The organism is Streptomyces sp. NPDC093252, from assembly GCF_040683675.1.
Lineage (GTDB): Bacteria > Actinomycetota > Actinomycetes > Streptomycetales > Streptomycetaceae > Streptomyces.
Genome location: NZ_JBFBEM010000003.1, coordinates 296,039 through 310,816, shown reverse-complemented (window position 1 = coordinate 310,816; position 14,778 = coordinate 296,039). Strand labels below are relative to the sequence as shown.

The following is a 14,778-nucleotide window of genomic DNA, read 5'->3' as shown; positions in this document are numbered from 1 at the left end:
CCGCGCCCGCCCACCCGAGAAAAGAGCCCGTACCGATGGAATTCCTCGTCAATATCCGGATCGCCTGGCCGCACGGCATGGACCCGGCCCAGAAGGACGCGGTGTCCGCCGCCGAGCGCGACCGGGCCGCCGAACTGGCCGCCGCCGGGCATCTCGTCCGGATGTGGCGGGTGCCCGGCCGCACCGAGAACTGGGGCCTGTGGCGGGCCGCCGACCCCACCGAACTGCACGCCATCATCTCCTCCCTCCCGGTCTGGCCCTGGATGACGGTCACCGTGCACGCCCTCGCCGTCCACCCGGTCGACCCGCTCCCCCCGGCCCCCCTGAGCACCACCGGCTGACCTCCCTTCCCTTCGTTCATCCCCGCCCACCGCCAACGACCGGGTAGAAAGAGGCGGTTGATGTGACGGGACGGCACGGGACGAGCGCGGGGGCACAGGGATGACGGGAAGCGGGCCGGGGCTGCACGACGACGGGATGCCGGTGGTGTTCCGCTCCTCGGACCGGGCGTCCACCAGCGGCCAGCGCCGCTACCTCGGCGGCACCCAGTGGCGGCTGGTGCTCGCGGTCGCGGCGGCGGTGTGCGGGGCGCTCGGCTCGCGCGGGGCGGTCGTCGCGCTGGTCCTGGTGTTCGTGGCGACCGTGTGCGTGGAGATCTGGCTGCTCACCGAACGCCCCGAGGAGGCGTGGTACGACGGCCGGGCCCTCGCCGAGTCCACCAAGACCCTGGCCTGGCGGTACGCCGTCGGCGGCGCCCCCTTCCCCGGCGGCCTCCCGCTCCCCGAGGCCCGCGAACGCTTCCACGCCCGCCTGGAGACCCTGCTGCGCGAGGCACCGCCGGTCAGTCTCGCCCCGGTCGGCTCCACCGCCGTCACCGAGGAGATGAACGCCCTGCGCGCCCTCCCCTTCGACGAGCGCCGCCGCGTCTATCTGGAGGGCCGGATCGGCGGCCAGCTCGCCTGGTACTCCCGCAAGGCCACGGCCAATGTCTCCCGGGCCCGCACCTGGCGGCTGCTGCTGATCGCGGTGGAGGGCCTCGGCCTGACCGCCGCCGTGCTCCGCCTCACCGGGGTCTACGACTTCGACCTCGCGGGCATCCTCGCCGCCGTCCTCGGCGCGGGCTCGGCCTGGTTCGCGGTCCGCCAGTACGAGACCCAGGGCCGCGCCTACACCTTCGCCGCCACCGAACTCAGTGTCATCCAGGGCCGTCTCGCGCACACCGACGAGGACACCTGGGCGCAGGAGGTCGCCGACGCGGAGGACGCCATCAGCCGCGAGCACACCATGTGGCGGGCCTCGCGGGGGGCGGGCTGACCGGTACGGGCACAGTACGATGATCCGACGCCGCCGCGGTCGCCGGGACCGTGCCCGGCGCCGTTCGGGGCCGGAGTCTCCCGGAGACTGAGGAGTTGGGTGCCGTGGCTGCTCGTCGGCTGCCCTCGTGGATCTGGATCACCGGGCTGACCGCGGGTGCCGTCACCGCCGTCGGCGCCCTCGCCGTCCAGGCCGCCGAGGGCCCGCGCCCCGTGGCCGCCCCGGACGACCCGAAACCGTCGGCGTCGGCGAGCGCCTCGCCGGGGCCCAGCGAACCGGCCTCGGTCCGGGTGCCGGACGGCTCCGGCAGCGGACGCCGGATCGTGTACGCGCTCGCCGACCGGCGGGTCTGGCTGGTCGACGCCAGCGACGCGGCCCGCCGCACCTTCACCGTCTGGCCGGGGACGGTCGACCCGGACCCCGGCACCTACACGGTCGGCGACCGCGCCGAGTCCACCACCGGCTCGGACGGCGTGGAGATCGAGAACATCGTCTACTTCGCCGCCCGGTCCGGGGTGAACGTCGCCTTCTCCAGCGCGCTGGACGGCTCCTCGCCCCCGCCGCCCGCCGCCGGCCTCCGGACCGGCGGGATCCGCATGAAGTCGGCGGACAGCGACGCCCTGTGGGCCTTCGGCACGACGGGGACGACGGTCACGGTCGTCGAGTGACTACGGTCGAGCGACTACGGCAGAGTGACTGCGGCCGAGTGACTAAGGCTGCTGCCGCCGCCGCACGGCGTCCGGCAACTGGTTGACCAGCAGCACCACCCCGCTCATCAGGAACACCCGGGTCGCCGCGTCCAGCCCGTTCCAGTCCTCCGACTGCCACATGGCGAACCACTCACCCCCGATCGCTATGAACCCGGCCCCGAACAGCAGCATCAGCATCAGCAGCCCGTACGTCGACCAGCGCCGCGCCCGCGCCAGGTCCCGGCGGGCCCAGAACCAGGTCCCGGCGATCAGCACCAGCGCGGCGACGGTCTCCCAGACGATGATCGCCACATAGGCGGCGTCCTGGAGAGCGGTGCTGGTGATCGCCCGCCACATCAGGTCCTCGTCCCCGAAGGTGGTGTCCATGGCGAGCACATGCCGGACGAACTGCTGGTTCGAATCGAAGTCGGTGATGTTCCCGAGGGCCACGAGGGCGATGTAGAGGGCCAGGGTGCCGGTGAGCGCCAGCGCGGCCAGCCACGGGGCGCGCGAGGGCGCGGCGGGTGCGGCGGTGGTGGCTGGGGTGGTGGGGGTGGAAGTGGTCATGACACGGATCTTTCCAGGGACCGGTCCCGCCATTCCATGTCGAATACAGTGCTGAGCTGTCGTAGCACGGGACGCGAGGGCAGAAGGGGGTCCGGGTGGAGACCACGTCCGGTGCCGGGTGGGGCCGCGCCGAACAGCAGGACTTCCGCAGCCGGGTGCGCGGCACGCTGCTCGGGGCGGCCGTCGGCGACGCCCTCGGCGCCCCCGTGGACCCGCTCGGCCTGGACGCGATCCGGGCCGCGTACGGTGCCGAGGGCCTGGTCGACCTGGTCCCGGCGCACGGCCGGCGCGGCGCGGTCAGCCATCTCACCCAGCTCACCCTGTTCAGCGTGGACGGGCTGATACGCGCCCAGGTCCGCCGGGACACCGGCGCCTGGCACCCGCCGACCGATCTGCACCGCGCGTATCTGCGCTGGGCGGCGACCCAGCGCGACTGGGGCCCGGACGAGCGCCGCAAGGACGACGGCTGGCTGGCCCGCGAGGAGTGGCTGTACGCCCGCCGCGCCCCGACCAGGGCCCTGCTGCTGGGCCTCGGCGACGACACCATGGGCACCCTGGACACCCCGAAGAACCCGGGGGAGACCGGCCCCGAGGCGACGGCCCGCTCCGCGCCGTTCGGCCTGCTGGTGGGCTGGGAGCCGCAACTCGTCGTCCAGCTCGCGATCGAGTGCGCCGCCCAGACCCACGGCGACCCGGTGGGGTACCTCTCCGCGGGTGCGTACGCGGTGGTCGTGCACGGGCTCGCGCGGGGCGACGGGCTGGACGCGGCGGTGCAGCGGGCGCTGTCCCTCCTCTCGGCCCGCCCCGGCCACGAACCGGTCTCCGGGGCCCTGCAACGGTCCCTCGGCGCGGTCCGCCAGGGCATCCCCACACCGGACCGGGTGACGGAGCTGGTGGCGGGGGGCACGGCGGCGGCGGTGCTGTCGGGTGCGGTGTACTGCGCGCTGGTCGCGGACGACGTCCGCCAGGGCCTGCGCCTCGCGGCGAACCACGAGGGCCCCTCGGGGGCGACCTGCGCGCTGACCGGGGGCCTGCTGGGCGCCCTGCACGGCGAGACGGCCCTCCCCCCGGCCTGGCTGGCCGAGCTGGAGGGCCGCGCGACGATCCTGGAACTCGCCGACGACTTCGCCATGGAAATGACCCAGGGCTCCGCCCTGCACACCCCTGCGGCGGCGGCGCCGGGTTGGCTGACGCGGTATCCCCGGTAGGGGTTCGATGCCGGGCGCGGCTGAGTGGGGGGTGCTCGCGCAGTTCCCCGCGCCCCTAAAAACGCGAGGGCGCTTCCTTGTCACCGCGCCTGTCCGCTCTGTGCGCGGTTCCCCGCGCCCCTGAGAACCGGCCCGTATCCCCCCCGCCGGATCAGTCCCTCACCGGGGTGCCGCCCCCCGACTGTGCCGGGACGGCAGCCGCGGCGGCGCTGTCGTCGTCGTCCGTGTTGATCCGTTCGATGATCGCGTCCCGTTCCGGTGTGTCCTCCGGCTTCAGCCAGCCGATCAGCACATACAGCACCAGCGACACCGCCAGCGGCACCGACACCTGGTACTGCAACGGCACCCCGCCCTCCACGCTCCAGTTGATCGGATAGTTCACCAGCCAGAACGCCAGCAGCCCCGCACCCCACGACCCCAGCGCCGCCGTCGGCCCCGAGCGCCGGAACTGCCGCAGCAGACCCAGCATCATCGGAATCGCGATCGGCCCCATCAGCCCGGCCACCCACTTGATGACGACCGTGATGATGTCCTTGAAGGTGGGGGAGTTGATCTGCGTCGCGACCGCCATCGACAGGGCCAGGAACGCCACCGTGGTGACCCGCGCCGCGATCAGCCCGGACCGCTCCGACCACGACCGCGCCTTCGCGGACAGCACCGGCGCCACATCCCGGGTGAAGACCGCCGCGATGGCGTTGGCGTCGGAGGAGCACATCGCCATGGTGTGGGAGAAGAAACCGACGATGACCAGCCCCAGCAGCCCGTGCGGCAGCAACTGCTCGGTCATCAGCGCGTACGAGTCGGAGCCGTCCGGTTTCTGCGACTCCACCAGCAGCGGCGACATCCACATCGGGAAGAACAGCACCAGCGGCCAGACCAGCCACAGCGCCGCCGACAGCCGCGCCGACCGCTCCGCCTCCTTGGGCGTGGGGGTGGCCATGTACCGCTGGGCCTGGTTGAGCATCCCGCCGTTGTACTCGAAGAGCTTGATGAAGAGGAACGCCAGCAGGAAGACCGTGCCGTACGGCCCCACCAGCGGTTTCTCATGGCCGTCCAGCTCCGGCCGGTCCCAGACGCCGAAGAAGCCGCCGTAGTCGCCGAGTTCCACCAGCACCGCGACGAACATCGCGAGCCCGGCGAGGAGCTGGATCACGAACTGGCCCAGCTCGGTCAGCGCGTCCGCCCACAGTCCGCCGATGGTGCAGTAGATGCCGGTCACCACACCGGTGATCAGGATGCCCTGGTTCAGGGACACACCTGTGAACACGGCGAGCAGGGTGGCGATGGCCGCCCACTTGGCCGCCACGTCCACGATCTTCAGCAGCATCCCGGACCAGGCCAGCGCCTGCTGGGTGGGCAGGTTGTACCGGTTCTTCAGATACTCCAGCGGCGAGGCCACATGCAGCCGTCCGCGCAGCCGGTTGATCCGCGGCGCGAACAGCTTCGACCCGATGGCGATCCCGAGGGCGATGGGAAAGGACCAGGTCACAAAGGAGGTGACACCGTAGGTGTAGGCGATGCCCGCGTAGCCGGTGAACATGACCGCGCTGTAGCCCGACATGTGGTGCGAGATGCCGGACAGCCACCACGGCATCTTTCCCCCGGCGGTGAAGAAGTCGCTGACGCTGTCCACCCGCTTGTGGGACCAGACGCCGATCGCGACCATGACGCCGAAGTAGCCGATGAGCACGGCCCAGTCGAGACCGTTCATGAGCCCCCTTCCACAGTTCCGTCCAGGAATCCGTCTGCTGTTCCGGCTTGTGAACGCCTCGCGACGGCCCGCTCATCGTCCAGGCGGCGACGCGGACACGACAAGGAAGCTGAGAGTCAAGGGAGCGTAAAATCGTTCGCCTTGATGACTTCAGTTCATGGACGTGAATGACATGAGGGTTAGGGCCCGGAGAGGTAGGACCCGGTGACGGAGCGGCAGCGCTACGGCTGCTCGACGCCCGGTACCCCCACCCGCAGCTCCTCCGGGCAGGGCGTCCCGCGCGGGAGCTGGTAGGGGGCGCCCAGCCGGTACGTCCCGGCCTCCGGTGCCAGCAGCACCGTCCACTTGTCGCCCAGGTCGTCCTCCGCCGCCTCCATCACACACCCGTTGACATTGTCGAACGTCCTCGGTGTGCCCTCCGGACGGTCCTCGGAGGTCTCCGTCTCCTGCGGCGGCTCCACCCCGTTGCCGTCCGCGTCGACCAGCCCCAGCCACGGCGAGTACGGCACCCGGACCAGCACCGGGCCCGGCCGGTCCACCCGGATCGTCCAGCCCTCCTGACCGGCCCGCTCCACCGTCGCCGGCGGATCCGCCAGCGGCGCCGGATCGGTCACCTCGAACAACTGCCAGTTGGCGTCGCCCCAGATCTGCGTCAGATACGGCAGCCCGCGCTGCACCAGCTCCCGCTCGCGCTCACCGCCGTCCCCGTCCGGCGCGCCCTTGGGCAGCACCACGTAGTGCACGGCCCAGCGCTTGAGCCACTCGTGGTAGTTCGCCGAGTTGAGGGTGTCGTCGTAGAAGAGCGGGTTGCGCTCCATGTCGGCCTGCCGGTTCCAGCCCCGGGCCAGGTTCACATACGGGGCCAGCGCGGACGCCTCGCGGTGCGAGCGCGCCGGGACCACCTCCACCCGGCCCCGCTCGGCGCCGACCTCCTGCAACTCGTTCACCAGCGGTGCCAGCTCCCGCGCCCAGGACGCGGCCGGGGTGGTGTTCACCACGTCGTCCACCGACTTGTAGCCGATCCACACCATGAACCCCGCCGAGGCCACCACCAGCGCGTACCAGCGGCGCGAGCGGGGCACCGTGAACGGCAGCGCCGCCACCAGCGCCATCCCCGCGAACAGCATCGGCAGCCGCGTGATGTTCGACCCGATCTGCGAACTGACCAGCCACACCAGCAGCACCGCCAGCGCGTACACCGCCGCCGTGATCCGTACGGTCTTCCACGCGGGCGGCACCGCCAGGAACACGAACACCGAGTAGAGCAGCGGCAGCGCCGCCGACCCGAACGACATCGGCTGTGTCCCGGAGAACGGGAACGCCCACGCCGACACCGCCACCACCGCGACCGGCGGCAGCCCCAGCACCCAGGCGCCCGGCCGCCGCTTCTGGAGGAACAGCGCCGCCGCCACCAGCCCCACGAAGAGCCCCGCCACCGGGGACGCCATGGTCGCCAGCGCGGCCAGCGGCGCCGCGCACAGCGCCTTCGCCACCCGCCGGTACCGCCACCGGCGCGGCCAGCAGAACACCGCCGCGACCGCGCCCAGCCCGAACAGCACCCCGAGCCCGAACGTCACCCGCCCCGAGGCCGCGTTGCACAGCAGCGCGAACACCCCCGCCAGCGACGCCGCCAGCGGATTGCGGACCTCCCGGATCCGGACCGTCATCAGCGCCAGCAGCGCCGCCGAGACCGTCCCGGCGATCATCATGGTCGTCCGCACCCCGAGCACGGACATCAGATACGGCGACACCGCGCTGTACGACACCGGGTGCATCCCGCCGTACCAGGCCAGGTTGTACGCCGAGTCCGGATGCCGCCCCGCGAACTCCGCCCACGCGTCCTGCGCCGCGAGATCCCCACCGCTGTTGGCGAACGTGAAGAACCAGACGAGATGCAGGACGGCGGCCAGCGCGGTCGAGAACAGCACCGGATGCGCCCCCGGCCACCGGCGCCACGCCCCCGTCTCCCTTATTCGGCGGGGTCCCTCTCCCGGCCGCGCGTCCCTGTCCTCGGCGCGTACCGGCTCCGCAGTGGCCACCTCAAGGCACTCCCGTGTCCCGTCTTCTCCCGGCGTCGCATGGCGGTCCCCGGTGCTTCCCGGTGATGTCCGGCGATTCCCCTTGGCTGCCGGTGGTTGTCCCACCGGCCGTGCCCCGTCCGTCCCGGCTCCACCGTGCCGTCGCCATGCCCGCCGACCTGTCCCGATTCGTGACGCTAGCAGAGACCCCGTCGGCGGGCTCCGGGGTGGGTGCCCGTCGACGGGGCCGGATCACGCGCCCGGCCGCCGCGGGCTATCCGATCCGGGTCAGCTTGTCCGTCCAGGCCGGTTCCACCAGGTCCTGCTGGAGCGCCACCGGCACCGACACCGCGCCGCCGCTGCCGTCCCCGACGGTCAGCGAACCGACCTTGGTCCCGGCCTTCGCCGTGCGCGGCAGCTCGTCCTCGGTGAAGGACAGCTCCACCTCCAGACCGGACCAGCCGGCCGCGTTCACCTCACGGGTCGCCACGACCGGCGTCCGCCCGCCGAGCCCGTCGTCCACATACCCGACGACATCGCCCTTCTTCAGCAGCGTCTGCGCGGTCAGTGCCTCCTGCGCGGCCCGGATGAGCCGGTCACCGGCGGACAGCGCGCCCTGGAGGATGGTGTTGTCGGAACCGCCCGCGGGCTGCCGCACCACCGCGCCGACGACGGTCCGGGTCTCCCCGCCGACCTCCTTGGTCGCGGCGAAGAGCAGATTGCCGAGCGCGGAGGTGGTGGTGCCGGTCTTGATCCCGACGACGCCGTTGCTGCCGACGATCTGGTTCCAGTTGGAGTGGTTGACCCCCTGGTAGTCGTCGTACGACATCATCGCGGCGACCTCGCGGAAGACCGGCATCTCCATGGCCGCCTTGCCCAGCTTCACCTGGTCCACGGCCGTCGACACCGTCGAGTCGTTCAGCCCCGAGGGGTCGGTGTACGTCGTGTTGGTCATCCCGAGGTCCTCGGCGGTGGCGTTCATCTTGTCCACGAACGCCTCGTCCGACCCGGCGTCCCAGCGGGCCAGCAGCCGGGCCACGTTGTTCGCCGATGCGATCAGGATGCTCTCCAGCGCCTCCCGCTGGGAGATCCGGTCCCCGGCGGTGACATCCACCGTCGACTCCTGACCGGCGTCCGACTCCTCCTCGGCGCGCTGGTCGATGTCGAGCATCTTCCCTTCCTCACCGCTCTTGAGCGGATGGTCGCGCAGGATGATGTACGCCGTCATGACCTTGGCGACACTGGCGATCGGTACGGGCTTCTGCTCACCGGACGACCCGAACGAACCGATGCCCTGGACATCCAGCGCGGCCTGTCCGTCCTCCGGCCACGGGATGCTCACCTCGCCGCCCTCGAAGGTGTGGCTCTCCTGCGCGGTCAGCGCGAGGGAGGGGGGCGGGACGGGGCGGACGGTCTGTACGACCGCGAACACCACGAGCAGCAGCAGGACCAGCGGGGTCCAGATCTTGACGCGGCGCACGACCGTGCGCAGAGGGGTCGCCGGGGGCGGAGGGGTGTTGGTCAGTTCGGCGAGGAGGTCGAGGGGGGGTTTGGGGGGGAGGGGCTGCTGGGTGGTGAACTCGGGGCCGACCTGAGGCGGGCCCGCCGGGGGTTCCGCGGGACGCGCTGCGGGACGTGTTGCGGGGCGTTCTGCGGGGGCTTCGAGGGGCTTGAGGGCGACGAACTTGCTGGTGCGCTCCGCCTCCGGCGTGGGGGGGAGTTTGAGCATGGCGGTGGGGTGGTCGAGGGGTTCGGGGGGTTCGGGGGCGGCCTCGGCTTCGCCTTCGGCCGGGAGGTGTTTCCCACCCGCACCGCCCGTGCGGGTCTCGTCGCCGGGTGCGGGTGGCCTCTGCGGGGCGGAATCGCCGTCGGCGGCTGCGGGTGCGGCTGCGCGTGCGGCTACGGGTGCGGGTGCGGCTGCGTCCTCGTCCTGGTCGGCGTCCTCCGGGGCCGCCGCCCCGCTGCGGGCCGCCGCGGTGAGCGTCAGGGTGGCGCCGGCGGGGGTGGGCTCGGGAGCGGGCCGCGACCTGTCGCCGCCCTCGCCGCCCTCGTCCTTGCCGTCCTCGACCCGGTCCTCCGCACCCTCCGCAGCCGCGTCGGCGTCCTCCGGTGCCCCCGGGACGGCGTCCTCCGGGGCCTCCTGAGCGCCCCCAGGGGCGTCCTGGGCATCCTCGGGGGCCTTCCCGGCGTCCCGGGGCTCCTCGGCGTCCGTGGCGGCGTCCTGGGGTTCCCCGGCAGCCCTGGCGCCGCCGACGGCGTCCTCCGGCTCCTCGGCGTCCCTGGCCGCGTCCCGGGGTTCCCCGGCGTCTCCGGCGACGCCCTCCGGCCGCCCCTCGGTGTCCCCGATGGCGTCAGCGGTCCGGTCGGTGCCCGCAGCGGCGCTGTGGGCGGCGTCCTCGGGCTCCCCGGCGTCCGGGGCCGCGTCCTGCGGTTCCCCGGCGTCCCCGGCGCGACCCTCCGGCTCCCCGGCCTCCCCGGTGGCGTCAGCGGTCCCGTCGGCGGCGTAAGTGGCGCCGTGGGTGGCGTCCTCGGGCTCCCCGGCGTCCCGGGTGGCGTCAACGGTCTCCCCGGCGGCGCCCCCAGCGCTGCCGGTGGCCTCCCTGGGCCCCCCGGCGTCCTTGGCGCCGTCAGCGCCATCCCCGGGCTCTCCGTGCTCCCGGGTCCCCCGGGGCTCCCCGGGAGCCCCAGCGCCGTCAGCCGCGTCCACCCGCTCCCCGGGATCCCCGGCGCCCCCGGCATCCCGGGCACCCCCGGCATCTCCGCCACTCTCGGCGGAGCCGGCACCCCCGCTGCTCTCGGCGGAGCCGGGTGTCACCCATGCCGCCACCGCCTCCCGCATGCGGGTCGTGTCGCTGGGGGCGGGGGCGGGGGCGGGGGTGGCTTCGGGGGCCTCCGGGGTGGTCCTCGGCGGGACCGTCAGGACGCGGGTCGTCGAGTCCGTCGTCGCTTCCTCGGGGTGGGGCCGGTCGCGGGGGACGGCCACGCGGGGATCGGGAACCGGGGCCCCGCTCCCCGACGTCGGTTCTGCCGACGACTCGCGCTGCTTCGACCTGTCGGGGGACTCGCCCGCCACCGATGCCTCCTCTGCGCCGCACGCTTGCCGCGCGCTGTCCGAACGATGTACCAGTGTCCTGTGTGAGGGCTTGGCCCCTGCGGTAGACGAGAACGACATACCTACCGGTTCCACTACAAACAGGTCACGCACCCTCGACAGACCAATGTGAGAGGGGTCACCCTGTCATTCATCCACGCGGGGAGGCATGGATGGGCAGGAGCCGCAGAACAATTCCGGAGGAGCTTCTGCTGCTGGCGCTGGACCCGACCACGGGTACCACTGCACAGCCGCAGTCGCTCGACCTCGGTCTGGCCGGAGCACAGCTAGTGGAGCTGGCGCTGGCCGGACGGATAGCCCCAGACGGGGATCGTATCGCCGTGGTCGTACCACGGCCGACAGGAGATCCGACTCTGGACTGTGCGTTGGAGCTGCTGCGCAGGCGCGGCGCTCCGGTACGTGCTGTCCACTGGATCGGCGGACCCCGGCTGGGGCTCCGTCAGACGTATCTCTCGCATCTGGAGCGGTGCGGCATGGTGCATGCCGTGGCGGGCCAGATGTGCGGGGTGCTGCCGACGACTCGCTACCAGGCGACGGACACCGACATCAGCCGGGAGATCAGGTCCCGGCTGGACTCAGCGATCCGCACCGGTGTGCCACCGGACCCGCGGACCGCGGCGCTCGCCGCGCTGGCGCACGCGGTCGGTCTCGGCAAGCACCTGTATCCGGGCAACGAGGGCCGATCCTCGCGCTCCCGGCTACGGGATCTGATCCGGCACGACCCGATGGGCGGTCTCGTCGCGCACGCGGTGATGGACGTCCAGAACGGTGTGGCGGCACAGCCGCGCCGCAACCCGGCGACGGCCGCCCGACCGGCCCCGGCGGGCAGGCAGGCGGCGGAACCCGCCCGAGGGGTCCCGGCACAGCCACGCCGGGGTTCCATGGCACGCGCCGTGGCTCACTGAGCCGCAGTCCGCAGTCACGGCGCACGCGTACGCCCCAGACCCGGTTCGGGAGCCGCTGGTCCGAGCGGGGCGGTGAGACCGCCATGGCCTCACCGCCCCGCTCGGCCGTGTCCGCGCTGCACATCCGCTGTTTCCCAGCGGTAGCAAGCACCTTGGTGGCAGTCTGCTCAACAGCAGATACGCATAGTTGCAAGTTTTTGAGAGCACGCAGCCGGAGGTGCACGTCCCGTGGCGTCCAATGTCAATCCCACCGTCAGACGACGCCGGCTGGGCCAGGAGTTGCGCCGGCTCCGCGAACTGAAGGGCATGACCGCGGAGGAGGTCGCCGAGCGGCTGCTGGTCTCCCAGTCGAAGATCAGCCGGCTGGAGAACGGGCGGCGCAGCATCAGCCAGCGCGATGTCCGCGACCTGTGCGGGGTGTACGAGGTCGAGGACATCAGGATCGTCGAATCGCTGATGCAGATGGCCAAGGACTCCCGCCAGCAGGGCTGGTGGCACTCCTTCGGCGACATCCCCTACAGCGTCTACATCGGCCTGGAGACCGACGCCGCGAGCCTGCGCGTGTACGATCCGCAGGTCGTCCCCGGGCTGCTCCAGACCCGGGGGTACGCCGAGTCGCTGATCATGGGCGCGCTGCCGGAGGCGGCGGGGGCGGACATCGACAAGCGGGTGCAGGTGCGGCTGCGGCGGCAGGAACGTATTTCTGCCGCCGAGAACCCGCTGCGGCTGTGGGCGGTGCTGGACGAGGCGGCGCTCCGCCGGGAGGTGGGCAACAAGCAGGTGATGATCGAGCAGTTGGAGCATCTGCTGGAGATGTCCCAGTTGCCGCATGTCACCGTGCAGGTCATCCCGTTCTCCATGGGCGCCCACCCGGGGGTCAGCGGCCAGTACGCGATCCTGGAGTTCCCGGACGCGGCCGACTCCAGTGTGGTCTACATCGAGGGTGTCACCAGCGATCTGTATCTGGAGAAGCCGCAGGACGTCGGCAAGTACAGCGTGATGTACGAGCATCTGCGGGCGCAGGCGCTGAATGTGGAGCAGACCCGCCAGTTCATCGCCGACACGGCGAAGCAGTACGCCCGGGAGTCGGCGGGCTGAGCCCCTGGTGAGAGGGGCGGCGGGGCAGTGTAAGGGGTGGCGCGGCCGGGAGGGAAGGATCTACCGGAATATGCCCCCCGGTCGGGTGAATGGCAGCTCCGCTCGGCGGCGTTGGCGAGTAGCGTCGATCACGCCATCCACTGACGTGGATGGCGAAAACCGTGTGCCGCACGGTGACAGCAACTCAGCAACTGCTTACCGGAGCGAAAATGGCAATCACACAGGGCGCGACGGACACCTGGGTCAAGTCGTCCTACTCCCAGGGCAATGGCGCGTGCGTCGAGATCAAGTCCCCTGTCCGGTCGGCGATGGCGGTCCGGGACTCCAAGGTCCACGACGGCCCCGTCCTCGCCTTCCCCGCGACCGCGTGGAACACGTTCGTGGGCTCGGTCAAGGCGTAGTCGCCAGGGCGTCATCGGCCCAGGCGTCATCGGCCCAGGCGTAGTCGGTCAAGGCGTAAGGGAGGATCCCTCCGATCCTCCGTCACCCCCTACGACCACAACTCAACAAGCACCACCCACGAGCCCTCTCGACCAGCCCGCCGTCCTAGCCGAGGGGGCTCGGCCTGTGCCCGAAAGCCGCCCTCCGGATTCGCGGCCGGCGTGGCTACTCCACCGGGAACGCGATGTCGCACACCGGATCCCCCGGCCCCGCCGCGTCCCAGTCGGCGAAGTACACCTCCCGGGGCGGCCCCGCCTGACGCAGCCCCCGCCCGGCGATCCACTGCTCCACCGCCTCATAGGCGGCGATGATCTGCGGGTACGCCACCTGGGCCTTGGTGATCCGGGTGTACGCGAGGCGCCGGGCCGGTTCCACCCGTACCGCCGTCTCCCAGGCCCGGCCGCGCCGCCCCGCCCAGGCCCGTGCCGCCGCCTCGTCGGCGACCGGTACGCAGGACTCGGCCGGGCCGTCGCTCTCCGTCGACACCTCGGCGTGGTAGACGACGAAGGGCGGCGCGACGATGCCGCCGCAGTCCCCGACCGCCGCCTCCGTCAGGCGTCCCAGGGACGCTCCGATCCAGGCGGGCAGCTCGTCCGCCAGGGTGTGCCGGGTCTCGGTGATCACCACCCGGGCCGCCACGTCCGCCGTCTCGATCTCGAATGTCCCGTACATCTCGGAGTTCCTCCCCGACAGTCGTCCACGGAGGTACGCGGCGAGCGTCCGCTGACCGGCGATCCTGGTCTCCACCTCGGCCCAGTACCCGTCGAGCAGCCGGGCCGCCTCGGGTCCGTCCGCCGCGACCACCGCACAGATCCGGGCGAGCGGCATGTCCAGTCGGCGCAGCAGCGCCACCAGCCGGGCCCGTTCCACCTGCTCGGCGCGGTAGTAGCGGTAGCCGGTGGCCTCGTCGACCCGGTCCGGGGACAGCAGCCCCAGTTGGTCGTAGAGGCGCAGGGCCTTGGGGGAGAGGCGGGCGCGGGCGGCGAAGGCACCGATGGTGAGCAGCCGGGTGCCGTCGCCGGCTCCGGCCGCCGGGTCGGGGTCGTCGTGCATGCCGCCATCCTCCGTCACCGGGCGCGGTCGGCCCGGTGACACAGGACGCTCGGGTCTGCCCCAGGGGCAAGGTCAACCCTGGTCGGCAGCCCGGGTCGGCAGCCTTGGCCAGCCCGGGTCGGCAGCCCGGGTAGGGCCGGATCAGCCCAGCTCGGCCTCCACGGCGGCGGTCAGTTCGGCGGACTCGGGGTCGGTCCCCGGGGCGAACCGGGCGACGACGGTGCCGTCCCGGCCGATCAGGAACTTCTCGAAGTTCCAGCGGATATCGCCGCTGTGCCCCTCGGCGTCGGCGAAGCCGGTGAGCAGGGTGTAGAGGGGGTGGCGGGCGTCCCCGTTGACGTCGATCTTCTCGGTCAGGGGGAAGGTGACGCCGTAGGTCGCGGAGCAGAACTCGGCGATCTCCTCGGCGCTGCCGGGCTCCTGCCCGGCGAACTGGTTGCAGGGCACGCCGAGCACGGTCAGCCCGCGCTCGGCGTAGCGCCGCTGGAGCCGCTCCAGCCCGGCGTACTGCGGGGTGAGACCGCACTTGGAGGCCACATTGACGATGAGCACGGGACGCCCGGCGTACCGGGCGAGGTCGGCGGGGGTGCCGTCGAGGGCGTGGATGTCGACATCGAATACGGAGTTGGCCGTCATGGGGAGAGCGTAGGCCGGGGCCGTTC

At 72.2% G+C, this 14,778-nt stretch carries 13 protein-coding genes; 7 read left to right on the top strand and 6 right to left on the bottom strand.

The features are described 5' to 3' along the window. The first annotated feature begins 35 nt into the window (after nt 1–35). The 3 genes from AB0O01_RS07375 (at nt 36) to AB0O01_RS07365 (ending at nt 1,982) form a co-directional block, all read left to right on the top strand. Complete coding sequence (locus AB0O01_RS07375) at nt 36–341, top strand: muconolactone Delta-isomerase family protein (protein WP_365311513.1); 306 nt, start codon at nt 36–38, stop codon at nt 339–341. A gap of 100 nt (nt 342–441) precedes the next feature. Next, nucleotides 442–1,314 carry a DUF4231 domain-containing protein gene (locus AB0O01_RS07370; RefSeq protein WP_365311512.1) on the top strand — a complete coding sequence of 291 codons (873 nt, stop codon included), beginning with the start codon at nt 442–444 and terminating at the stop codon, nt 1,312–1,314. Nucleotides 1,315–1,418: 104 nt separating this feature from the next. Continuing rightward, nucleotides 1,419–1,982 (top strand): hypothetical protein, encoded by a 564-nt coding sequence (locus AB0O01_RS07365; protein ID WP_365311511.1) that lies wholly within the window; start codon nt 1,419–1,421, stop codon nt 1,980–1,982. Between the two features lie 42 nt (nt 1,983–2,024). Here the strand turns inward: AB0O01_RS07365 and AB0O01_RS07360 are convergent, their stop codons facing one another. Continuing rightward, on the bottom strand, nt 2,025–2,570 hold the full coding sequence (locus tag AB0O01_RS07360) for a DUF2165 domain-containing protein (protein WP_365311510.1): 546 nt from the start codon (nt 2,568–2,570) through the stop codon (nt 2,025–2,027). A 95-nt stretch (nt 2,571–2,665) separates the two neighbouring features. Between AB0O01_RS07360 and AB0O01_RS07355 the strand changes: the two genes are divergently transcribed. Then, the gene (locus tag AB0O01_RS07355; protein WP_365311509.1) at nt 2,666–3,778 is read left to right on the top strand and encodes an ADP-ribosylglycohydrolase family protein; all 1,113 of its coding nucleotides are present in this window, start codon (nt 2,666–2,668) and stop codon (nt 3,776–3,778) included. A 151-nt stretch (nt 3,779–3,929) separates the two neighbouring features. Here AB0O01_RS07355 and AB0O01_RS07350 read toward each other — a convergent pair whose 3' ends face one another. From AB0O01_RS07350 to AB0O01_RS07340, 3 genes are all read right to left on the bottom strand, one after another. After that, nucleotides 3,930–5,489 carry a sodium:solute symporter family protein gene (locus AB0O01_RS07350; protein ID WP_365311508.1) on the bottom strand — a complete coding sequence of 520 codons (1,560 nt, stop codon included), beginning with the start codon at nt 5,487–5,489 and terminating at the stop codon, nt 3,930–3,932. A gap of 221 nt (nt 5,490–5,710) precedes the next feature. Then, nucleotides 5,711–7,528 carry an MFS transporter gene (locus AB0O01_RS07345; protein ID WP_365311507.1) on the bottom strand — a complete coding sequence of 606 codons (1,818 nt, stop codon included), beginning with the start codon at nt 7,526–7,528 and terminating at the stop codon, nt 5,711–5,713. A 253-nt stretch (nt 7,529–7,781) separates the two neighbouring features. Next, on the bottom strand, nt 7,782–10,580 hold the full coding sequence (locus AB0O01_RS07340; protein ID WP_365311506.1) for a D-alanyl-D-alanine carboxypeptidase: 2,799 nt from the start codon (nt 10,578–10,580) through the stop codon (nt 7,782–7,784). 191 nt (nt 10,581–10,771) lie between these two features. On the opposite strand from AB0O01_RS07340, the gene AB0O01_RS07335 reads away from it, so the two are divergent. From AB0O01_RS07335 to AB0O01_RS07325, 3 genes are all read left to right on the top strand, one after another. Beyond that, nucleotides 10,772–11,524: a GPP34 family phosphoprotein gene (locus AB0O01_RS07335; RefSeq protein ID WP_365311505.1), complete on the top strand. Its 753-nt coding sequence runs from the start codon at nt 10,772–10,774 to the stop codon at nt 11,522–11,524. Nucleotides 11,525–11,752: 228 nt separating this feature from the next. Continuing rightward, entirely contained in the window at nt 11,753–12,622 is an 870-nt protein-coding gene (locus AB0O01_RS07330; RefSeq protein ID WP_365311504.1) for a helix-turn-helix transcriptional regulator, read from the top strand. Between the two features lie 209 nt (nt 12,623–12,831). Next, nucleotides 12,832–13,023, top strand: coding sequence for a DUF397 domain-containing protein (locus AB0O01_RS07325; protein ID WP_365311503.1), 192 nt, complete (start codon nt 12,832–12,834; stop codon nt 13,021–13,023). Between the two features lie 205 nt (nt 13,024–13,228). On the opposite strand, the gene AB0O01_RS07320 is transcribed toward AB0O01_RS07325, so the two are convergent. Together AB0O01_RS07320 and AB0O01_RS07315 are read right to left on the bottom strand one after the other, a co-directional pair. Further along, entirely contained in the window at nt 13,229–14,116 is an 888-nt protein-coding gene (locus AB0O01_RS07320; protein ID WP_365311502.1) for a MerR family transcriptional regulator, read from the bottom strand. A gap of 141 nt (nt 14,117–14,257) precedes the next feature. Beyond that, nucleotides 14,258–14,752: a glutathione peroxidase gene (locus tag AB0O01_RS07315; RefSeq protein WP_365311501.1), complete on the bottom strand. Its 495-nt coding sequence runs from the start codon at nt 14,750–14,752 to the stop codon at nt 14,258–14,260. Between the last annotated feature and the right edge of the window lie 26 nt (nt 14,753–14,778).

What these genes read in the sequence shown, in the direction of transcription:
- AB0O01_RS07360 (WP_365311510.1), bottom strand. Translation starts at nt 2,570, where the DNA reads ATGACCACTTCCACCCCCACCACCCCAGCCACCACCGCCGCACCCGCC.
- AB0O01_RS07335 (WP_365311505.1), top strand. Translation starts at nt 10,772, where the DNA reads ATGGGCAGGAGCCGCAGAACAATTCCGGAGGAGCTTCTGCTGCTGGCG.
- AB0O01_RS07350 (WP_365311508.1), bottom strand. Translation starts at nt 5,489, where the DNA reads ATGAACGGTCTCGACTGGGCCGTGCTCATCGGCTACTTCGGCGTCATG.
- AB0O01_RS07325 (WP_365311503.1), top strand. Translation starts at nt 12,832, where the DNA reads ATGGCAATCACACAGGGCGCGACGGACACCTGGGTCAAGTCGTCCTAC.
- AB0O01_RS07370 (WP_365311512.1), top strand. Translation starts at nt 442, where the DNA reads ATGACGGGAAGCGGGCCGGGGCTGCACGACGACGGGATGCCGGTGGTG.
- AB0O01_RS07375 (WP_365311513.1), top strand. Translation starts at nt 36, where the DNA reads ATGGAATTCCTCGTCAATATCCGGATCGCCTGGCCGCACGGCATGGAC.
- AB0O01_RS07315 (WP_365311501.1), bottom strand. Translation starts at nt 14,752, where the DNA reads ATGACGGCCAACTCCGTATTCGATGTCGACATCCACGCCCTCGACGGC.
- AB0O01_RS07320 (WP_365311502.1), bottom strand. Translation starts at nt 14,116, where the DNA reads ATGCACGACGACCCCGACCCGGCGGCCGGAGCCGGCGACGGCACCCGG.